At 70.9% G+C, this 20,191-nt stretch carries 16 protein-coding genes; 8 read left to right on the forward strand and 8 right to left on the reverse strand.

Translation table 11 applies throughout. The features are described 5' to 3' along the window. From ACFY15_RS15170 to ACFY15_RS15190, 5 genes are read right to left on the reverse strand one after another with little or no spacing between them, the layout of a single operon-like run. Nucleotides 1-1,446: a cytochrome P450 gene (locus ACFY15_RS15170; RefSeq protein WP_390686922.1), complete on the reverse strand. Its 1,446-nt coding sequence runs from the start codon at nt 1,444-1,446 to the stop codon at nt 1-3. Further along, the gene (locus ACFY15_RS15175; protein ID WP_390686923.1) at nt 1,443-2,066 is read right to left on the reverse strand and encodes an ATP/GTP-binding protein; all 624 of its coding nucleotides are present in this window, start codon (nt 2,064-2,066) and stop codon (nt 1,443-1,445) included. The genes ACFY15_RS15170 and ACFY15_RS15175 overlap by 4 nt, the downstream gene beginning before the upstream one ends. Beyond that, entirely contained in the window at nt 2,047-2,361 is a 315-nt protein-coding gene (locus ACFY15_RS15180) for a DUF742 domain-containing protein (RefSeq protein WP_390686924.1), read from the reverse strand. The genes ACFY15_RS15175 and ACFY15_RS15180 overlap by 20 nt, the downstream gene beginning before the upstream one ends. 38 nt (nt 2,362-2,399) lie before the next feature. After that, nucleotides 2,400-2,789 (reverse strand): roadblock/LC7 domain-containing protein, encoded by a 390-nt coding sequence (locus ACFY15_RS15185; RefSeq protein ID WP_390686925.1) that lies wholly within the window; start codon nt 2,787-2,789, stop codon nt 2,400-2,402. A gap of 20 nt (nt 2,790-2,809) precedes the next feature. Further along, entirely contained in the window at nt 2,810-4,216 is a 1,407-nt protein-coding gene (locus ACFY15_RS15190) for a sensor histidine kinase (RefSeq protein ID WP_390686926.1), read from the reverse strand. Between the two features lie 594 nt (nt 4,217-4,810). On the opposite strand from ACFY15_RS15190, the gene ACFY15_RS15195 reads away from it, so the two are divergent. Next, nucleotides 4,811-5,299, forward strand: coding sequence for a hypothetical protein (locus tag ACFY15_RS15195; protein WP_390686927.1), 489 nt, complete (start codon nt 4,811-4,813; stop codon nt 5,297-5,299). A gap of 25 nt (nt 5,300-5,324) precedes the next feature. Continuing rightward, the gene (locus ACFY15_RS15200; protein WP_390686928.1) at nt 5,325-8,675 is read left to right on the forward strand and encodes a CHAT domain-containing protein; all 3,351 of its coding nucleotides are present in this window, start codon (nt 5,325-5,327) and stop codon (nt 8,673-8,675) included. 23 nt (nt 8,676-8,698) lie between these two features. On the opposite strand, the gene ACFY15_RS15205 is transcribed toward ACFY15_RS15200, so the two are convergent. The 3 genes from ACFY15_RS15205 to ACFY15_RS15215 all read right to left on the reverse strand — a co-directional run bounded on the left by ACFY15_RS15205 (nt 8,699) and on the right by ACFY15_RS15215 (nt 13,420). Beyond that, on the reverse strand, nt 8,699-10,315 hold the full coding sequence (locus ACFY15_RS15205; protein ID WP_390686929.1) for a protein kinase: 1,617 nt from the start codon (nt 10,313-10,315) through the stop codon (nt 8,699-8,701). Between the two features lie 580 nt (nt 10,316-10,895). Next, a complete protein-coding gene (locus ACFY15_RS15210; protein WP_390825582.1) occupies nt 10,896-12,584 on the reverse strand; it encodes an SWIM zinc finger domain-containing protein in 1,689 nt (562 codons plus the stop codon). Nucleotides 12,585-12,730: 146 nt separating this feature from the next. Beyond that, entirely contained in the window at nt 12,731-13,420 is a 690-nt protein-coding gene (locus tag ACFY15_RS15215; protein WP_390686931.1) for an SDR family NAD(P)-dependent oxidoreductase, read from the reverse strand. Between the two features lie 1,054 nt (nt 13,421-14,474). On the opposite strand from ACFY15_RS15215, the gene ACFY15_RS15220 reads away from it, so the two are divergent. The 6 genes from ACFY15_RS15220 to ACFY15_RS15245 all read left to right on the forward strand — a co-directional run bounded on the left by ACFY15_RS15220 (nt 14,475) and on the right by ACFY15_RS15245 (nt 20,188). Then, the gene (locus ACFY15_RS15220) at nt 14,475-15,605 is read left to right on the forward strand and encodes a sedoheptulose 7-phosphate cyclase (protein ID WP_390686932.1); all 1,131 of its coding nucleotides are present in this window, start codon (nt 14,475-14,477) and stop codon (nt 15,603-15,605) included. A 177-nt stretch (nt 15,606-15,782) separates the two neighbouring features. Further along, nucleotides 15,783-16,214, forward strand: coding sequence for a cupin domain-containing protein (locus tag ACFY15_RS15225; protein WP_390686933.1), 432 nt, complete (start codon nt 15,783-15,785; stop codon nt 16,212-16,214). Further along, nucleotides 16,211-17,512: an aspartate aminotransferase family protein gene (locus ACFY15_RS15230; protein WP_390686934.1), complete on the forward strand. Its 1,302-nt coding sequence runs from the start codon at nt 16,211-16,213 to the stop codon at nt 17,510-17,512. Before ACFY15_RS15225 ends, ACFY15_RS15230 begins: the two co-directional genes overlap by 4 nt. Further along, a complete protein-coding gene (locus ACFY15_RS15235) occupies nt 17,509-18,564 on the forward strand; it encodes an ATP-binding cassette domain-containing protein (RefSeq protein ID WP_390686935.1) in 1,056 nt (351 codons plus the stop codon). The genes ACFY15_RS15230 and ACFY15_RS15235 overlap by 4 nt, the downstream gene beginning before the upstream one ends. Continuing rightward, entirely contained in the window at nt 18,564-19,385 is an 822-nt protein-coding gene (locus ACFY15_RS15240) for an ABC transporter permease (protein ID WP_390686936.1), read from the forward strand. Before ACFY15_RS15235 ends, ACFY15_RS15240 begins: the two co-directional genes overlap by 1 nt. Beyond that, nucleotides 19,382-20,188: an ABC transporter permease gene (locus tag ACFY15_RS15245; RefSeq protein ID WP_390686937.1), complete on the forward strand. Its 807-nt coding sequence runs from the start codon at nt 19,382-19,384 to the stop codon at nt 20,186-20,188. The genes ACFY15_RS15240 and ACFY15_RS15245 overlap by 4 nt, the downstream gene beginning before the upstream one ends. Nucleotides 20,189-20,191 lie beyond the last annotated feature (3 nt).

Here is a 20,191-nt window from a genome sequence, read left to right on the forward strand (position 1 = left end):
CTACCGTCTCCGCAGGAGCCGCCCCAGCCGTGCCCGCCACGTGGTGCGGGGTTCGACCGGGCGCGACAACTCCGGTCCGTAGGGCGGCCGTGGCGGCGGAGCCGGCATGCCGGTACTCGGCGGGGGCGCGGCCGGCAGCGGCGGCAGCACATCAGGGGCTTGCGGACTGCGGGGCGCGAACGTCACGGGCAGCGCCGTCAGATGCCGCGACCAGGTCGAGGAGCGCCACGTGAGCTCTTCCTCGGGCACGGCCAGGCCGATGTCGGGAAGCCGGGTGAGCAGGATGTCGATGCCGGCGTCGGCGATGACACGGCCGATGTCCTGGCCGGGGCACTCGTGCGCGCCGGCGCTGAAGGACAGGTGTGCGCGGTTGTGGTGCACACGGGTCGAGGGGTCCCGGCGGACCCCCTGATCGACGTTCCCGGCGGCCAGGCCCAGCAGGAGCATGTCTCCCGCCTTGATCTCCTGTCCCCCGAGGGAGGTGTCACCGGTGGCCCAGCGCCCCGGACACACCATCAGCGGCGGCTCGTCCCAGAGCACTTGCTCCACCGCTTCCGGCAAGGTCATCTGTCCGCCGGCCAGCGATCCGCGGAACCGCGGGTCGGTGACCACCATGCGCAGCACGTTGGACATGAGGTTGGCGGTCGTCTCATAGCCCGCGAGCAGGATGAGGCGCAGGTGGTGCTGCACCTCATCGTCCGTGAGGCCGGCCGGGTGGGCCATCAGTACGGATGCGATGTCGTGTCCGGGCAGGACGCGCTTGGCTGCGACCAGCTGCTCGAGGGTCTCCAGCACGTAGGCGTTGCTCGCGAGCGACGTTTCGGTGCCCTTGAAGAGGTCCCGGGCGGCGTGCACGAGCCTGGGGCCGTACTCGTCCGGCATTCCGAGCAGGTGGGTGAGAACGAGCATGGGCAGGTGCTCGGTGAACTGACCGACCAGCTCCGCGTTGCCTCTCTCGCAGAACTCGTCGACCAACTGGTGCGCGAAGCGGGTGATGCGGCGGCGGATTCCGCGTTGGTCGAACTGGTCTAGGCCCGCGGTGACCGCGCCGCGCAGGCGCTGGTGCTCTTCGCCGTCCGCGCAGACGCAGTCGGGCCGCCAGCCGATCATCGGCACCAGCGGGGAGGTGGTGGCGTCGATCTCGCCGCTCTTCCAGCCGTGCCAGATGCGGGGATCGCGGGAGAACTGGGTGGCACGGCTGGCCACATCACGGTTCTCGAGGTACCCCAGGACGAGCCAGGCCCGTACGTCCCCGTCGAGCAGGACGGGGGCCACCGGACCGTGGGCGGCCCGCAACTCCTCGTACAGGCCCATGGGGTCGGTCTCGGCGGCGGCCCCCCAGAGCCGGGTCACCGCGTCGGGTCCCGTCGCGTTGTGGGCCGGGCAGCCCGGGGGCGGGGCGAGCCCCGGTTCCGTGGTGGCGCGGTCGGCGGGTGGGACGGTCATACGGACTCCTGAGCGGCGGCGAGGGTGCACAGGTAGCCCATCAGCGAGAGCAGCGCGTCGCGGCTGGACGACCGGTCGCGTGCGTCACAGGTGATGATGGGCACCGATTCGTTGAGCGCCAGAGCAGTGCGCAGGGCTGGAATCGGGTGTTGCGGCGCCTCGGGGAAGGTGTTGACAGCCACGACGAAGGGGACGCGGCGGTCTTCCAGTCGGGTGATGATCTCGAAACAGACTTCGAGCCTCCGGGTGTCGACCAGGACCACGGCACCGAGCGCGCCTTCGAAGATGCCGTTCCAGAGGAACCAGAAGCGCTCCTGTCCCGGCGTGCCGAAGAGATAGAGGACCAGCTCCTCGTTGATGCTGATGCGGCCGAAGTCGAGAGCGACAGTCGTGGTGTTCTTGCCGTGCGCGCCGGGATTGTGGTCGATCCCGACGCCGGCCTGAGTCATGGTCTCCTCGGTGGTCAGGGGCGGGATCTCGCTCACCGCCCCGACCATGGTCGTCTTGCCCACACCGAAGCCGCCGACGATCACGACCTTGACGCCCCTGGCGCCGTGCGGCAGCAGCACGTCCGAACGGCGGGGGCCGGCACCGGGTGCGTCAGAGCTTGCGTAGTCCATGGATCACCGCCTCCAGAAGGCCGAGTTCGGGGACCGCTGCGACAGGAACGGGAGCGGTGGCCTCAACACGCTCGTGGTCCACGAGCTTGGAGAGCAGCACCGTGATGACACTGAACGGCAGGCTGAGGTACGCGGAGATCTCGGCCACCGACAACGGGTACTGGCACATGGCGAGAATGGCTGCCTGTTCGGGCTGCATACCGGGTTCGGGTGCGGACCTCGATGCGATGAGGGTGACCAGGTTGAAGGCTTTGGCCGAGGAACCCGGGCCACCGGAGATGACGTAGAGCGGCACGGGACTGCCTTCATCCCATGCGTCCTGGTTCTGTGACGTCACATCGCCTGCCCGATGTCATCACGAGGAGGGCTGGTCATGTGCTGGCCGATCCGGAACACCAGGGTGCGCATGCGGTCGCCCAGCAACCCGGCGTCCACTTCCGCGTCTGCCAGTACCGAGAGATAGGCCCCGGGTCCGGCCGCCATGAGGGAGAAGTATCCGCCGTCGACTTCGATCCCGACCATGTGGGTCGAGCCGTTTCCGTGCGGGAACTTCTGGGCGATGGCCTTCGCCAGGCTTTGGAGACCCGAGCAGGCAGCGGCGATCGCGTCGGCGGTGTCGGGCTCCGTGTTCGCTTGACCGATGCACAGGCCGTCCGACGACAGCACGACCACGTGTCGCACGTACGGGACGCCGGCTGCAAGCTCCTTGAGCATCCAGTCCATGTTGGGCAGTGGCGGCACGGTTACTCACCCTCGTCTAATGACTTGCTGGTTGGGTTGGAAGGGCCCGTGACCGGTCTGTTCTCGCCGCTGAACGCCTCCCACATCAGACCCGGCTGCCGGGGTGCGCCGCCCGTTCCCGGGGTGGCGACCGGAGCGGCGGGGGGATGGGGGGCCGTGCGGACGACCGGTGTCGGGACGGGCGACTCGCGTCGCCGCTGCGGCAGTCCGCCGACGGCGGCCTGTCCGACCTCGACGGAATCCGCTGCGACAGCGCGCGTCACCGTCGGCTGGGGCACGGCCGGCGCACCCGTGGGCCTCGGCGCGAACTGCTGGACTTTCCGGGCAGCCGGCTGGACCGTGGTGATCAGGCGCCGGGGAACGAGTACGACGGCCCGCACTCCTCCGTAGGCGGAGGTGCGCAAGTCGACGTCGAGACCGTTCTCGCGGGCCAGCCTGCTGACGACGGGCAGGCCGAGCTGCGTCGCCTCGCCCAGGTCGGCCAGACCGATGCCGGACGACGCCCGGGCCATGACGCGGTCGATGCGCTGGCGGACCTCTTCGGTGAGTCCGACCCCACGGTCCTCGATCTCGATCGCGATACCGGAGGGCACCTCGTGCGCGGTCACCTCGACCGGGGCGTGCGGCGGCGAGAAGGTCGTGGCGTTGTCGAGCAACTCGGCGAGCAGGTGGATCAGCGGCTCGGCTCCCTGGCCGATCACAGCCACCTCTGTCACCGACTGCAGCTTCACGCGGGGGTAGTCCACGATGCGTGACATGGCCCCTCGCACGACGTCGTAAAGCGGGATCGGCTTCGACCACTGGCGCCCGGGCCGGGCGTCACCGAGTACGGCGATGCTGGCCGCAAGGCGTCCGATCAGGGCATTGCGATGGTCGATGTCCTGCAGGCCATGGGAGACCACTACATCCGTACCGTGGAGGATCTGCATGTCGTGCAGGTCCTTGGCGAGTTGGTGCACGATCGCCTGGACCCGCCGCGCGATCGCCACCAGTGCCCGCTGTGACGAGTCCCGGGTGCGCTCCTCGGCATCCACGGCTTCCAGGAGCGTCCGCAGAGCTGCCCGCAGCGCCTCGGCGAACTCGCCGTCGAGATGCTCCCCGAACGGGACGGACTGCAGGATCTGCGAAGCGGTCTCGCCCTGGTGCAGGCGGGCGACAGCTGCGGGGAGGAGCTCCTCGGCGAGCCATACGGTGGTGGTCCGTTGATCGGACAAGCGTGCGAGCAGAGCGGTCTCGCGTTGGGCGTAGTGCCGCTGCACCTCGGCATTCGCCGGCGCGGAGCGGGCCGCCTCCGCCGAGCGCGCCCGGCGTGCCGTATCAGCCGAAGTGACAGCCGTCAGGACGACCGCGACGAGGCCGCACCAGGCAACTGGCGTGCGTATCTGCGCGGAAACGCAGATCAGCGCCACGACGCAGGACCCGGCCAGGACGCCAGTGGGGATTAGCCATACCGGAGCCACTGCACGCGACAGTGCTCCAGGGGTTGAACCTGCACGAGCCATCGAAGGGTCCCTAGAACTTCTGGAATTGGTCGGTTGGGTGTGATGCGGTGTGCCGACAGGAACAATCGGATCTTTGCTCGGCCGAGCAAAGACGTTCCAATGAGTGCGCCCGACGGGTCGGTTCGAGATCGCATCGGTGGTCAAGCCTCTCTGTGGCCAGGCTTCGTCTGCGCGCAGTGCGACGTCCGACGCGCGGTGATTGCAGCGCAACACGCGGGGCGAGCATAGTCAGTTCGGGTACCCCAGGTGGCCTTGACCGGTACGGAAATCCTCGTTGATCAAATTGCACTCACAGTCGATCGATCATGGCCATGACGCACGCTGAAAATGCATGGAATCGACCGCATCCCGCAGCATGTCGGTTGAGGTGGCGGGCGTGACCGGCTGCGTACCGGAGACGTTCTCCGACCCCGGCGTCGCCTGACCGCGACCGGCGCCCGTCGTGCGTCCAACTCCCTGATTCACACACGAACATGCTCCGCCAGAGACAGAATTGCGAGCATGTTGAATCAAGGTGATCTGCAACGGGGCATCCGCACCCTCGCCGACGACGAGGCCGTCCGCGCGCTGACGGCGCTGGCGGAGGAGCACGGGCTGCTCCCCGCCGCGCGGCAGCTGTCCGACGGCGGTGATGAGCTGCGGGCGGAGGTGGCCGCCGTGGAGCTCGAGCGGTACATGGGGGCGGACCGGCCCGACGTGTCCGACGGCGAGTTGGCGCGCCGCTTACTGGAGTACGCGGCGGAGCTGCGCGAGGACCTGGCGGACACGGTCGGCGAGGCCGTCGCCTACGCATGCTCACCCATGGAGCGGGTCGACCCCGTCACGCTCCCGGTAGCGGCGCTCGCCGTCGCGCTCCTGCAGACCGAGGTGATCCTGAAGCGGGATCCGCGCGGGAGGTGGAGCCTGACCATCCACAAGCGGGCCCTGCGGGACTCCTCCCTCGGCCGGGTCCTGACGGCCCTGCTCTCGCAGATCACCAGCGGCAAGTAGCCGGCGGACCGGGAGGGGGTTCGCGATGACGGTCTCGGTGAGGGCGCCCTACGCGTGGCACTGCGAGCGATGTGTCCAGGAGCGGGGGGCTCCGGTCTGGCGCGTCATCGACGCACGGGAGCGGGCCGACGTACTGGCGCAACCCGTTCCCGGTGTCCCGGGCGTCTCCTGGGTGGACTGCCCCGTCTGCGGGACCCGGACGCACATCGAGGCGCCGCTGCTGGTCCTGCGCCCGGGTGCGGCGGCTCCCCTGCTGCTCGCGGTCTCCGTCGCGGAGCTCGGGGGCGGTCCGCCGCCCTCCGGGGAGCCCCTGCTGGCGGAGGCCGCGCGGGCCGGGGCCTTCCTCGGCGGCGTGTTCCCCGGGAAGGCGATCCCGCTGCCGCGCAGGCTGCTCCCCCATGTCCTGGCCCGCGACCCCGAACGGGACCTCACGGATCCCGAGTCGGCGTGCCGGGAGCTGGAGCCCGAGGGGGCGCCGACGGTCGCGAACTACCGGATCTTCCTCGATTACCTGGGGAAGGCACGCGCGGAGGACCTGGCCGGGGAGCTGCTGACCGCGATGCTGCGCGCCCTGCCGGACGCCCTCGCGGAACTCGTGCGTACGCACCCCGAGCTGACGGACGGCACCCGGGTGCGCGACGCGGGCCGCGAGGAGCTGCGCCGGGCGGCCGAGACCCCCCTCGAAGAGGTGCTGCGCATGCGGCAGCGGCTCCTGGACGAACTGTGCGACGGCCGGACCAGTCCGGACACCGCCATGCGCCGCTACTTCGATTCCCTGGGCCGCTCCGACGCCGGTCTGCGGGCCCGGCTGCACGCGATGTACCTGGAGGCCCGCCACACCGACGGGCCCGAAGGCATTCCGCCGGCCCGCGAGGCGCTGGAGCTCGCGGCCGGTCTGGGCGAGGAGGGCGTGGAGACCGAGCTGGCCGCGCGGCTCGGCGAACGCCTGGTACTCGCTGTGCACGCCGGGCTCGACGCCGATCCGTCCGAGGCCGTCCGCGTCCTTGAACGCGCCCTGAGCCGGCTGCCCGAGGGGACTCTCCAGTGGGTGGAGGTGGCGAACAACCTGGCCAGCGCTCACCACCTGCGGGACGACGGCGACCGGTCGGAGATCTGGGAAGCAGCCTGCGGCCTGCTGGCGCGCGCGACCGCGCTGGACCGGGGCGAGTATCCCGAGTACTGGGCGGTGGTCCAGACCAACTACGGCCTGCTCCTCTCGGAACGGCCCGGCGGCGGCCCCGAGGACCTCACCCTCGGCATCGAGCACATCAGGGCGGGGCTGGAGGAGAGGGCCCCCGAGCGGGACAGGGTCGCCTGGGCCTACTCGATGCTCAACCTCGGCCTTCTGCTGTATCGGCGCGCCGGGGTGGACGACCTCAGGGAGGCGGAGCAGTGCTACCGGGACGCCCTGAGCCACCTCGGCGCCGGTGACGACCCGGCCCTGTGGTCCCGGATCCAGTGCAATCTGGGCGACCTGCTGCTGTCCCGGGAGCCCGTCGACGCGCGCGGTGCCCGGGAGGCGGCGACGGCAGCGCTCGCCCTGTCCACCGCGCGCCCCGGCATCCTGGACACAGGCCGCATCGCCTGGCTGCTGGCCCGGGCCATGGACCACATCGATGGCCCGGGCAGCGCGGACGGCCTCCGGCTGCGCCACGCGGCCCTGGGGGCCACACCGGCCACGGTGTCGCCCTCCCTGCACCTCAGCATCGCCCGGGAACTGCTCAGCGCGCACGCCTCGGCGCAACGCTGGAGCGAGGCGGCCGATGTCGCGTCCGGCATGCTGACCGCCGTGACCGCGCTCTACGACGCCCAGGTCACCGGGACGGGCCGCCGGAGCGTCCTCGCCCAGGTGAACCGGATCGCCCGCTGGGCCGCCTTTCTGCTGGCCCGGGCGGGGCGTCCGGAGCGTGCGGTCGAGGCGATCGAAAGCGGAGTGGCCTGTGAGCTCTCGGTGGTGGCCGGACGGGGGGCGGTCGACCTGGAGGCCCTGGAACGGATCGACCCCGCCGCCGCCCACCGCTACCGGCTGGCGCAGGCCCGGTACCGGGCCTCGGTCGGCGAGGCGTCCGCCGCGGCGTCCGGCGGTCCCGCCGCCGCCGGCTCCACGGCGAGCGGGGAAGCCGCCGCCGAACGCGGGGTGCGTGCGGCGATCGCGGAGATCCGCGCGATCCCGGGCTTCGAGCGCTTCCTGCGCACCGACGGGCTGGCGGACATCGTCCGCGCGGCGGGCGGGCGTCCGCTCGTCTACCTGGTGAACGCGCCGTGGGGCAGCTACGCCCTCGTGCTTCCCCGCAGTACGGGAGAGGCGCCCGCCGTACGGGCCGTTCCCGTTCCGGAGGTGAGCAGCGGGACCGTCACCGGCCTCCTGGTGCTGGACCCGGCCGACGGCGCCCCGGGCCTGCTCCTCGTCCAGGAGGCCGGAGCGCTCCGGCGCAGACGCCTGTTCCCGCAGGCCCTGGACCGGCTCGCCGCCCTCGGACCGCTCCTGCGCCCGGTCGCGAGTCTCCTTGCGGAGGACCCGGAGCAGGAGGCCGTCGTCGTACCGACGGGCCTGCTGGGCCTGGTCCCCCTGCACGCCGTGCCGCTCGGGCCGGGGGCGGGAGAAGTCCTCGACGACATAGGCACCGTGATCCTCTGCCCGTCCGTGGCCGTGTACGCGTCCTCCCGCATCGCGGCCGCCCGGCTGCCGGATCCGGTGCCACGTCTGGTGGCGGTCACCGACCCCGACGGTTCGCTCCCAGGTGGCCGAGGTGAACTCGCCCAGATCCGGACGCTGTTCGAGCCGCACGGCGAGGCCCGATGCGCGGTGGGTCCCGAAGCCACAGTGGACTGGCTGCTCGCCCGGCTCGCCGAGGCCTCGTACCTCCACATCATCTGCCACGGCAGCGGCGAGTTCGACGGCCGGGGCGCCTCCCTGGCCCTGGCCGACGGCCGCCTGGACATGGACACCCTGGGCGCCGGCCGGCTCCCCGCCTGCCGGCTCGCGGTGGCCAGTGCCTGCCAGTCCGGCTACTACGAGGTGGTCCGGGCTCCGGACGAGTTCCGCGGGCTCGCGGCGGGCTTCCTCCAGGCCGGGGCCGCGTGCGCGGTGGCCGGGCTGTGGCTGGTGGACGACATGGTGACCGCGGTGCTGATGGCGCGCTTCTACGAGCTGCTCGCCCCCGCCCAGGGGCCCGGCGGGCTCCCCCCGGTGGCCGCCCTGCGCCGGGCCCGTACCTGGCTGCGCCGGCTCACCTGGGAGGAGCTCGACCGGTATACAGCCTCCCGGCCCCACTTGGCGGCCCTGACCGGGCGGTACACCGCGCGGGCGACGGCCGGCGGGCGTCCCTTCGCCTCGCCGGTCCACTGGGCCGCGTTCACCGCGTGGGGGGTGTGAGCGCTCACCCGGCTCCGGCCCCGTCAGTCCGTCTGCGTCGGCCCGTTCGAGTCGAGCCTGTAGCGGGAGACAGGGCCGTAGGGCGATTGCGGGGTTCTGACCTGCATCGTCGTGTAACGCCCGCCGACCAGACCCGTGAGGGTCACCGTGGTCGGGTAGTGGACCTCGCTGCCGTTCGCGCAGTTGGGGCGGCAGATCACCATCCACTCCTGCCCGTTGGCGTGGGCGGTGGACTGTCCCCAGTCCGACCAGGTCAGGCCCTGGAGCATGCCCTTGCCGTCTCCGCAGTGGAGCAGGAGCGACTCGGGTTCCTCCAGGTAGTCCCCGAAGCAGCTCACGATCGAGGCGGGCCGCGTGCTCGACCGCGTGGTGACCGTCGTCGGCGCCTGCTCCGAGGGCTCCGGTGCGGTCGAGGGCTCGGGCGCGGGCGGGGTCGGCTCCACGGTCGGCGTGGGGGGCGCCTCGGTGGTGGGGGCGGGATCCGGGCGCGCGGACCCCGGAGCGCTCGGTTCTCCGGTCGGCTGCCCGGACGCCGTGACCGTCGCCTCGGGGTCGGCGACGGTGCCGGTGCGGCCGTCGCGGCCGGGCACCAGGGCGAGCACGGTCGCGGCGATCGCGAGGCCGGCGGCGATGCCCGCGCCGACGGCGAAGCCGCGCCGGGCCGAAGCGGGCGGGGACCCCGGGTACGGCGGTGCGGGTTTGCCGAGGACCGGTGTCACGGACTCCGGGACGGCAGGCCGTTTCCTCAGCTCGGCCCGGAGCCGCTCGATCTCGGCCTGCTGCTCCGCGATCAACTCGTGGATCTCCTGCGGCCAGGGACGCGGCGAGGGCGCCAGGCTCCCGAGAGAATCCCGCAGTTGGGCCGCGCTCGGCCGGGCGGCGGGGTCCTTGGCGAGGCATCGGGCCACGATCGGGCGGATCTTCGCCGGCAGCCCGCTGAGGTCGGGTTCGGTGTGCACGACGTTGTACAGGGTCTGAGGCAGGGAGGGCCCGGTGAACGGGCACGCGCCGGTGCACGCCATGACCAGCACCGTCCCGAGGGAGAAGATGTCGCTGGCCGAGTCGAGCGCTGCGCCCTGGGCCTGCTCCGGGGACATGAACCCCGGCGAGCCGACCAGCCAGCCCGTGGTCGTCAGGTCGCTGCCCTCCTCGCTGTCGGCAGCCCGGGCGATGCCGAAGTCGATCACGCGGGGCCCGTCGCCTGCGAGGAGCACGTTGGACGGCTTGAGGTCCCGGTGCACCAGACCTGCCCGGTGGATGTCGCTCAGAGCCGAGGCCAGTCCCGCGGTCATGCGCAGCACCGACTCCTCAGGCAGCGCCCCGACGGTCGCCACGGCGTGCTGGAGGGAGGGTCCGGGGACGAACTCCGAGGTCAGCCAGGGTTCGGGTGCATCGGCGTCCGCGTCGATGATCGCGGACGTATAGGCTCCGGAGACCTTGCGGGAGGCTTCCACCTCCCGGCGGAACCGGGCCCGGAACCCGTCGTCCTCGACGAACTGCGAGCGTATCTGCTTCAGCGCGACCAACCGGCCGTCCGGGGCGCTGCTCAGCAGGACTCGGCCCATTCCACCCCGGCCGAGTTCCGCGATGGTCCGGTACTTGCCGACCGTCACCGGGTCGGCGCCTTCCAGCTGTTTCATCCCGTCCCCCTCCAGCAGACGCACCGTCAGGATCGAGTCTGCGCAAGCGACGCGCGTGGGACAAGGCGATCGCGCCTCTTGCTCGGACCGCCCGCGCCGGAGTTCGGTGTGAACGGACTGCGCCGGCGGTCACGCCCGGCTCGGTGGCCAACCCCAAAGGCCAGAGGGGCGCTGGTCGCGGACTCCTGTCGGACGGTGCTGCGCAGGCGTGTGCAGCCGCCTCGGCAGGTCTGGGAGGCGGACGGAGCTCTGCTGTACCCGTCTGCCGGCGGGTCGGAGAAGCCGGCAAGCGAGCTGTAGCGCGCCGGCTCGCCGACCGGGCAAAGCGGCGCACACGCGCCTGCGCGGTCAGCCGCCGCCGGGCTTCCGCCACCAGGTCCGGACGGCGCTCGACGCTCACCGCGGTCTGCACAAGCCGAAACAGGGCGGTCTCGAGCACCCCCTCACAGCCGGCGAGGCCCAGCGCGGCGGCAGTCATCGCGACCAACGAGGGCTGTGTGGTCACCTGCCCGCAGGGCAGCGGCGCCGGGATGTCCTGGTACGCGGAGCGCACCTCGGCGGCGGGCAGCGGGTAGGTCACTCAGAGCCCGTGCTGGTCAAGGATGGCCATCAGCTTCCGCTTGCGTTTCTGGTCGGCGCGCAGGGCGGCCAGGTAGCTGGCGAACTCAGCTTCCGAACCCAGCAGGCGATGACAGGCGCGGGCGCTGAGCAGGAGCTCCGCAAGGCGCTCGTACGTACTGTCACCGGTCTGCCTGCGCAGCGGTTCGATCTGGCGCAGGTAGACGTTCAGCGCGTCGGCCGGTCGCCGGTCGCGGATCCGGTCGGCCAAGGCGAGCCATTGACCCTCGTCGGCGTAGCCGCCAGAGGCTGCCTGCCAGGCGGCCTGGAGGTCGTCGTCGTCCATGAGCGCGTCGACCAGCACGGAGCCGTTGTACCAGCGGCCCTTCTTGGGCTGGGCGACGGCCTTCAGTGCTTCCAGGGCGCCCGTGCGTTCGGCGCCCTCCCAGGTGCCGGCCGCACGCGCCGCCGTACGCAGGTGCTGGTAGGCGGCCAGCGAGGGACGGGCGCGCAGCAGATCCTGGCGGACCCCGACCACGTCGGCCAGACGGCCGGCCTGCTCGTAGTGCTCGCAGACGAAGTTGACCAGCTCATCGTCGGGTCCCCATTCGGCGACGGTCTCCCGCAGGCCGCGTTCTGCCCACTCGAGGGCCTGGCCCGTGCGGCCCGCCGCCTTCAGCTCCCTGGCGATCACCAGGTGGGTTCGGCCGTTCGGGGCGAGGTCCGCCGCGTGTACCGCGATCAGTGCGTCCACGTTGTCGCCGTCGGCCTTCAGGACGCGCTCCATGAGGTACTTTTCCGCCCACCCCTTCGGGTTGGCCCGCCAGGCAGCCACGACCAGCGCGCGTGCCCGGGTCAGGCCCGGGTCACCGAGCACCTCCCGGTAGTCGAAGAGGTCGATGTCGGTCGTGTCGTTCGCCTCGTTCAGCAGGTACGGCACCAGCCACTCGGCGGTCTCCACCGGGTCGGGCCGCGCGGTCTGGCAGGCTTCGAGATGGGCTTCGGCCAGCCTGGCGGCCACGTCCCCGACCAGCCCGTCCGAGTCGTCGATCTCGCCGTACGCGCGGCCCAGACTCTGGAGAGCCTCGCGGGCCACCTCCACCGCGTTCGCCGAACGGCCGCTCGCCGTCAGTGCTCGCAGTGCGGTGACCGCCTCTGCCGCCTGCCGGCCGTAAGCGTGGGCGTCGGCGTACTCGACGTAGCCGTAGCGGGCGAAGGGGCGGGTGTCGAGAAGGCTCAGAACGCGCTCGCGTACGACGCCGGTGTCCTCGCCGGCGGCGGCCGCGCGCAACTCCAGGCGGCGCCGCAGGTCACGGTCGTCGGCGAGCTGCTCTCGTACCAGGGCAAGCAGCTCCTCCTGGGTACGGGACTCCAGCCAGCCGTCCAGCAGCCGGGTGCGTGAAGCGGCGGCCGACCGCTGCTGCGGTACGGATTCGGCCTGCCCCAGGACGGCCAGGCCGACCGCCACACAGTGCTTGCAGAAGTTGCCCTCCTGGCCGTACGGGCAGTCGCACCAGCCGGTGAGCCCGCTGTCCTCGTCCTCGGTCAGTTCCACCTGGTAGGTGTTGCTTCCGTCGACGATGGCGGTGATTGTTTCGTCTCCGATCTCCAGCCGTGAGATCGCGGACAAGTAGCCGAGCCCCCGCTCGAAGGAGCGCGCCCCGGCCAGTCGGCGCAGGTCTTCCTCGGTGAAACCCAGAGCATGTGTCACGGCATTCATTCAATCGGACGGAAGCCCTCGCCACCGCGCTGTGCGGAAGGTTCAGGCCCTTTTGCGGTCCATGTCACGGGCGAGGCCCGACCCCGCTTCCGGGAGCGCGGTCACCCGCACGTTCACCTCGGGAGAGCCCTCGTGACCTACCAGGGCAGAGGGCCCGCCGCGCCGAAGTATCCGCCGGTCGGACCGTCCGGCCCCGGCTGAGCCATCCGAACGATAATCTCGGCGCCCTGCTCGACGGTCTGCGTGCCCTCGTGCCGGTTCAGGTCCGTCGCGGTGTAGCCGGGCTCCACGGCGTTGATCCGCATCCGCGGGAATGCCATGGCGAACTGCACGGTGAGCATGTTGACCGCGGTCTTGGAGGCCGGGTAGGCGGCCCCCGGGTACCCCTTGCCGGCCCGGACCAGCGAGGCCAGGCCGCTGCTGACATTGACCACGACCGGGGCGGCGGAGCGTTCCAGCAGCGGCAGGAAGGCGTGGGTCACCCGGACCAGGCCGAAGACGTTGGTCTCGAACACCTCCCGCATCACGTCGGCGGTCAGCTCCGCGGCGCCGATGATGTCGCCCTCCGGTGACCGCACCTCGATTCCGGCGTTGTTGACCAGGACGTCCAGGCCGCCGTCGGCCTCAATGGTGGCCGCCGCGGCCGCGACCGACGCATCGTCGGTGACATCGAGTTGCACGAACCGGGCGCCGAGCTCGGCCGCGGCTGCCGCGCCCCGCTCGACGTTGCGCGCTCCCAGGTAGACGGTGTGGCCCGCAGCGAGCAGGCGGCGGGCGGTCTCGCGGCCGAGTCCCTTGTTGGCCCCGGTGATCAAGGTTGTCGTCATGGGGCACAGCTTCTCTCCGGGATGCTGCCGTCGACCAGTGGTTTACGACGCGGTCCGCGATGCTGCTCGATCAGGGTGCCGAGGCTCATCGTGCGATCGCTTCACTGGTCTTGGACCGCTTCGCCCGCCGGCCGACCCACCGCAGGCCGAGCACCGAACTGGTGCCCGCTTGGAAGGCGGTCTGCTGATCAACCACCAGCCCGACCCGCCAGGTCAGCACGCCCAGACCTCAATCGCGGACCGAGTCGTAAGCCCTTCGAGGAGAGGCTCGCCTGGAAGACCGGGGAGCTACCGTCAGGTGCCTCCGCCCAGCTGGTCTACGATCCCGCCGGCCGGCTGCGCGTGGAGCATGGAGGCTGTGATCGCCACGGTCGTTACCGAGCGCGGCGGTGATGCGGAAATCTGACACTTGGCTCTCTTATGGGCACGTCGAACTTATGCGGAGCCGCTCGCCGGCGGCCATCTCTCCTGCGAGGCCGGTGTGCTGGGATCGCGTGGGGGTTGGCGCCGGCAGCCGGGTACGGATGTCGACCACCGGAGGTGGGGCCGCCGTTGCGGGCGGATAGAGGGCGGTGATGGTGCTCACCGCCTTCGGAAAGGGGCGGCATCGTGGGATTGCCTTTCTTCGGAACGGCGTCCTGCCGGGGAGGTTTGAGCCTCGGCCCGTGCTTCTGTGGAGACGGTCGGTGGTTCGCCACGGCCGGCGGCGATGTGGGTCTTCGGGGCAGACGCCATGGCACGTGGCGCGGGTGAAGCACCGCGCGCGCCATGTACGGCCAGGTGGCCAGGTCGCGTATGACAAGCCCCTGGCGGCTGCGCCCCCTGCGCCACGCCCACTTTGCAAGGGCGTGCTGAAGCTTTCGTCAACTCCTTGCAAGCGGAGACGATCACTGTTTAGCCTCTGTGATCACCAATGGAGACCAGTTCGGTCACTCGGCCGACCTATCCGAGGAGTGTTGTGACGGCGCAGGCATCTGTTGCGCGGCCCGGAGTCTTAGGCGACGACAGAGGTTTCACACTCCACGCACCGGAAGGAACCTCGTACCGCGTCGATGTGACGACCGACGTCCTCGCCCCTGAGAACCCGCTGCTGGCGGACTACTGTGACGACCGCCGGGTAGTCGCCTTCCTCAGCCCCACCGTCGATCGTCTCTACGGGCGGCAGCTGCGCGCCTACCTCGGGGCCCGACTCGCCCCGGAGAGCTGGAGCGCGGTCGTACTGGAGGGCGGCGAGCACCGGAAGACCATGGCGTCGGTCGAGGAGATCTGCGCCCGGGCCAAGCTGGCGGGGCTCGACCGACGCGGAGTGATGCTGGCCGTTGGCGGAGGGGTCACCTGCGACCTGGTGGGCTTCGCTGCGGCGATCTACAGCCGGGGCGTGCGCTACATAAAGGTGAACACCACGCTGGTAGGCCAGGTCGACGTGGGGGTGGGAGTCAAGACCGGCGTCAACGCTCTCGGCGTCAAGAACATGCTCGGTGCCTACCACCCGGCGCACGCCTCCCTCAACGATCCTGCGTTCCTGCAGACTTTGCCACCCCGTCACATACGTTGCGGGCTCGGCGAGATAGCCAAGATGGCGATCATCAAGGACGCCGCCCTGTTCCGGGTTCTCGAGGAGTGTCCGGAGGTCTTCCAGCGGCCGAACCCATCATCGGCATGGCTCTCTCAGACGGGCCTCGGGCAGCGCGGTGTCGAGGATTACGTGTTGCGCACCTCGATGGCGTTGATGATGGAGGAACTCTGCCCCAACCTTCGTGAGCACGACCTGGCCAGACTGGTGGACTTCGGTCACACCTTCAGCCCGGTGATCGAGACGGCGAGCGAATATCGAATCGCGCACGGCGAGTCCGTTGCGATTGACATGGCCCTCTCCAGCGAGCTCGCCCGGGTCCTGGGGCTGATCGAAGCCGAGGAGGGTGAGCGGATTATCCGTCTTCTCGTCGCGCTCGGCCTGCCGGTCCACGACCCCGCCACCTGCACCCCCGACCTGATGAGCCGAGCCCTGGAGAGCTCCTGGGAGCGGCGTGGACGTCGGCTGCACCTCGTGGTGCCTGGCGGCATCGGTTCCGGCGTCTTCGTGGACGACCTGGACGACATTCCGGCCGCTGCCCTGGAGGAGGCGCTGCGGGCACTCGGTGCCCGCGCCGAGGTGCGGTCCACCTCTCTCGTGACGGCGCACTGAAGCGTCGATCCGGACCCTCATGGACCCCCGGTGCCGACGCCTCCGTCGGATGGCGGGTGCCTCCTCGCTCTACCCGAAAGCGTCACATTCCCGTTCGAGCGGTCCACTTCGGTCTCCCCTGCCCGTCACGCCGAGTCCATCCCGCAGCGCACGCCCAGCCCTTGGAGCCACGCCCAGATGAGCCCCGCCCACCCGGATCCGACGCCTGCCCACTACGCCCCGCCCACTCCCGGGCCCGCCCGTGTCCGGATCACCAACCTGTACGAGGGGCTGCTGCGCGAGGTCACCGGCGACCACGGCGGCAACGGCACGATCCTGGCCCACCGCGCCTACCGCCGGGAGGAGGCCCCGGCCCCGATCGCCTTCGTGGACCTCGTCGTGCTGCCCCCGCACACCTCCATCGGGTCGCACCGGCACGCCGACGACCAGGAGACCTACGTCATCCTCTCCGGCCGGGGCCGGATGACCCTGGACGGTGTGGAGTTCGACGTGCGCGAAGGGGACGTGATCCCCAACCGGCCCTACGGCGAGCACGGATTGGCCAACGACGGCGACACCGAGCTCAAGCTGCTGGTGTTCGAGGTCGGTCCGCTGGGCACCGCCCGATGACCGGCCCCCGCCAACGGGAGCTGCTGGGCCGGGAGGACGCGCGGCTGGCCCCGGGCGCCTCGGAGGAGTCGGCGCTGGGCCGCCGCGTCTTCGTCGACGGCCGCGGCGCGGTGCTCACGGACCTCGACGGCAACCAGTACATCGACCTCGCGGCCGGCACCCTCACCCAGTCCCTCGGCCATTGCCACCCTGAGGTCGTCGCGGCGCTCACCGAGCAGGCCTCCCGCCTCTGGAACGTGCACGACTTCGCCACGGCCGACCGCGCCGCCCTGTGCGACCTGCTCGGCGACCTGCTGCCGGAGTACCTCGACACCTACGCCTTCTTCTCCACCGGCGCCGAGGTCGTCGAGGCCGCGCTGCGCACCGTCCAGGCCGTCGCCGAGCCCGGCCGCAACCGTGTCGGGGCGCTGCGGTACGGCTTCCACGGCAAGACCCAGGGCGCCCGGATGCTCGTCCACTGGGACGTCGGCAACCAGGCCTTCGCGGGCAACAGTGTCCTGGGCTACTCCCCGTACTGCTATCGCTGCCCCCTCGAACTTGAATACCCGTCCTGCGGGTTGCGCTGTGCCACCCTCGTACGCCGGCACATCGCAGAGAAGTCCAATGTCTCCGCTCTGGTCTTCGAGCCGGTGCTGGGCGCGGCCGGGGTCATCGTGCCGCCACCCGGCTACTGGGAGCAGATCGCCGACAGCTGCCGTGAGCACGGCGTGCTGCTGGTCGCCGACGAAGTACTCACCGGAGGAGGGCGCACCGGTACCTTCCTGGCCGGCGAGCGGTTCGGCATCGAACCTGACCTGGTCGCCCTCTCCAAGGGCATGGCCTCGGGCTTCCCGTTCGCCGTGCTGGCCGGCCGCTCCGAGGTGCTGCGTCACCCGCAGGTCGACCGTGCGGGGTCCACCGCCTCCACCTACTCCAACAACCCCCTGGGCATCGCCGCGGCCAAGGCCACGCTCGAGGTCGTCCGCCGCGACACCCTGATCGAGCAGGTCAACGACCTCGGCGCCCTGATGGACGCGAGACTCTCCGAACTCCACTCGAAATACACGGTTCTGGGCGACGTCCGAGGCGTAGGACTGCTGCACGGCCTGGAGTTCGTGCGCGACCGCGACACCCGCGAGCCTGCGCCCGAGGTCGCCCGCGAGGTCTACCAGGCCGCCCTCGACCTGGGGCTGCGGACCTCGATCGGCGGCCACATCATCCGGCTCGCCCCGCCGTTCACCATCGACCGCGCGCTGCTGGAGGAAGGCATCGCCCTCCTCGGCCGGGCCCTGGAACGCGTGACGGGAGGCGAGCGGTGATCGTCGCGGAGAACCTGGCCAAGGAGTTCAAGGTCCACGAGCGCAAGCCCGGGTTGCTCGGAAGCCTAAGCACGCTGTTCAGCCGCGAGTACCGCCTGGTGCACGCGGTCTCCGGCGTCTCCTTCGAGATTCCCGCCGGGACGAAGGCCGCGTACATCGGCGCCAACGGCGCGGGCAAGTCCACCACCGTCAAGATGCTCACTGGCATCATGCGCCCCACTTCGGGTCGCGCCCTCGTCGCGGGCCTGGAGCCCTACCGGGAACGGCAGCGCAACGCGGCCAACATCGGGGTCGTCTTCGGACAGCGCAGCCAGCTCTGGTGGGACCTGCCGGTCCTGGACTCCTTCCGGATCTTGCGCCGTATCCACGAGATACCCGGCGCCGTCTACCAGCGCAACATGGGCCTCTTCCGGGAGCTGCTGGACCTCGACGCCCTGGGCAACACGCCCGTACGGCAACTGAGCCTCGGCCAGCGGATGCGCGCCGAGGTCGCGGCCAGCCTCGTGCACGACCCGAAAGTGGTGTTCCTCGACGAGCCGACGGTCGGCCTCGACCTCGTACTGAAGGAGGCGGTGCGCGAGCTGGTGAACCGGGTCAACGCCGAACTCGGCACCACTGTGATGCTGACCAGCCACGACATGGGCGACATCAGCGCCATCTGCGACCAGGTGCTGGTGGTCAACCGGGGCGAGGTGGTGCACCGGGGCACCATGCGCGAGCTGCTGCGCACCGCCGACACCCGCGCGGTGGTCTTCGAGTACCGCCAACAGCCCGGGCATCGGGACGGCGACGCAGGTTCCGAGCGCACGACCGGCCTGATCGAACGCCATCTCGACGGGGCGTCGGCCATCCCGGCCGACGGCGGCCGGATCAAGGTCGAGTACCCCGCCGACCGATGGACGGCCCGTCAGGTCATGGGGTTCCTGCTGGAGCACTTCGACATCACCGACTGTGTCGCCCCCGAACCGGACCTGGAGATGGTGCTGCGCCGCATCTTCAACGGCAGCGGCGACGTGCGGTCCTCCGCCGGGAGCCGGGAGACAGCCGTCTGATGCCGGTGTCACGCCAGGCCACCCTGCGCCGCTACACGCCGTTCGCCGCGGCGAGTCTGCAGGGGCTGCTCCAGTACCGCTCGACCTTCCTGATCAACGCCCTCACGGCGACGGCCGCGGTCGGGGTGCAGGTCTTCCTGTGGCGCGCGGTGTCCGCGGGGCGCGAGGGAGGTCTGCTGGGCGGCTACGACCTGCCCCGGCTGACCACGTACGTGCTGATGGCCCAGGTGCTCGGTCTGATGCAGGCCAATCGCGTGGACGAGGAGGTCTCCGGGGAGGTCCAGCGCGGCGACATCGCCGTCTCGCTGCTGCGGCCGGTCAGCTATCCGCTCGCCCGTTTCGCCGCCGGCCTGCCGGTCTCCCTGACCAACGCCACCCTGGTCGCGGTGCCGGTGGTGCTCCTCTACGCGCTGCTGATGCCGCTCACCGCCCCGACCTGGACCGGCGCCCTGCTGTTCGCGTGCTCGGCCTGCCTGTCGCTGGTGATCGGCTTCGGGGTGAACCTGCTGGTCGGCCTGGCCGGGTTCGTCACCACCAACATCTGGGGCGTGCGCATCGTCAAGGACAGCGTCGTCGCGTTCTTCGCCGGGCAGGTCGTCCCGCTGGCGCTGCTGCCCGGTCCACTGGCCGCCGTAGCCCACGCGCTGCCCTTCCAGGGCATGGTCGACTCACCTCTGCGGCTGCTCCTCGGACGGTACGACGATCCGCTCGACGCCGCCGGAATCCTCGCCGTGCAGCTGGCCTGGGCCGTTGCGCTTTCCGCGCTGGCCGCCCTGGCCTGGCGCGGTGCCGTGCGGCGCGTGGAGGTGCTCGGCGGATGAGACCGCTCGCCACCGCCGCCCGCTACTGCCGGCTCACCTGGCACCTGAGCGCCGTCAGCGTGCACCGGCTGACCGAGTACCGCATGGACTTCCTGATCGGTGCCGGCGGACTGCTGCTGCGGGTGATCGGCCAGATCGCCGTCATCGACACGGTCTTCCGGCAGGTCCCCGTGATCGCCGGCTGGCGCTACCACGAGGTGCTGTTCCTGCTGGGCTTCTCGCTGCTGCCGCGCGGCCTCGACAGGATGTTCACCGACCAGCTGTGGATCCTCGCCCGCAAGCTGGTGCAGAACGGCGAATTCCACCGCTACCTCATCCGCCCGGTGCACCCGCTGTTCTCCCTGCTGTCGGAACGTTTCCTCTACCCGGACGGCTTCGGAGAACTCCTCACCGGAGCCGCTCTCGCCTGGTACGCCGCCGCGCACCTGGGCCTCGGCCCGGGCGTGGGAGAGCTGCTGTTCGCCGCACTGCTGGTGCTGTGCGGCACGCTGATCCTCGCCTCGGTCAAGACACTGTTCGCCTCGCTCGCGTTCTGGACCACCAGCAGCTTCCCGGCCCTGTACGCGGCCAACCAGGTCGGGGAGTTCAGCGGCTATCCGCTCGACCTCTACCACCCGTCGCTGCGGTGGCTGCTGACGTGGCTGCTGCCCTACGCCTTCACCGCCTACGTCCCCGCGTCCTACCTGCTGTTCGGGCACACCCGCATGCTGCCCTGGCTCTTCGTGGTGACCGGTGGGCTGGTGACCCTCGCCCTGGTCGTCTGGCACCGGGGCGTCGACCGCTACGAGATGACCGGGAGCTGAACC

Origin of the sequence: Streptomyces sp. NPDC001373 (assembly GCF_042895815.1) — a bacterium.
Lineage (GTDB): Bacteria > Actinomycetota > Actinomycetes > Streptomycetales > Streptomycetaceae > Streptomyces.

Excerpts from the sequence above, each read along its gene's own strand:
- ACFY15_RS15240 (WP_390686936.1), top strand. The coding sequence starts at position 18,564 with ATGCCGGTGTCACGCCAGGCCACCCTGCGCCGCTACACGCCGTTCGCC.
- ACFY15_RS15175 (WP_390686923.1), bottom strand. The coding sequence starts at position 2,066 with ATGGACTACGCAAGCTCTGACGCACCCGGTGCCGGCCCCCGCCGTTCG.
- ACFY15_RS15230 (WP_390686934.1), top strand. The coding sequence starts at position 16,211 with ATGACCGGCCCCCGCCAACGGGAGCTGCTGGGCCGGGAGGACGCGCGG.
- ACFY15_RS15200 (WP_390686928.1), top strand. The coding sequence starts at position 5,325 with ATGACGGTCTCGGTGAGGGCGCCCTACGCGTGGCACTGCGAGCGATGT.
- ACFY15_RS15195 (WP_390686927.1), top strand. The coding sequence starts at position 4,811 with ATGTTGAATCAAGGTGATCTGCAACGGGGCATCCGCACCCTCGCCGAC.
- ACFY15_RS15170 (WP_390686922.1), bottom strand. The coding sequence starts at position 1,446 with ATGACCGTCCCACCCGCCGACCGCGCCACCACGGAACCGGGGCTCGCC.
- ACFY15_RS15205 (WP_390686929.1), bottom strand. The coding sequence starts at position 10,315 with ATGAAACAGCTGGAAGGCGCCGACCCGGTGACGGTCGGCAAGTACCGG.
- ACFY15_RS15225 (WP_390686933.1), top strand. The coding sequence starts at position 15,783 with ATGAGCCCCGCCCACCCGGATCCGACGCCTGCCCACTACGCCCCGCCC.
- ACFY15_RS15185 (WP_390686925.1), bottom strand. The coding sequence starts at position 2,789 with ATGGACTGGATGCTCAAGGAGCTTGCAGCCGGCGTCCCGTACGTGCGA.
- ACFY15_RS15215 (WP_390686931.1), bottom strand. The coding sequence starts at position 13,420 with ATGACGACAACCTTGATCACCGGGGCCAACAAGGGACTCGGCCGCGAG.
- ACFY15_RS15245 (WP_390686937.1), top strand. The coding sequence starts at position 19,382 with ATGAGACCGCTCGCCACCGCCGCCCGCTACTGCCGGCTCACCTGGCAC.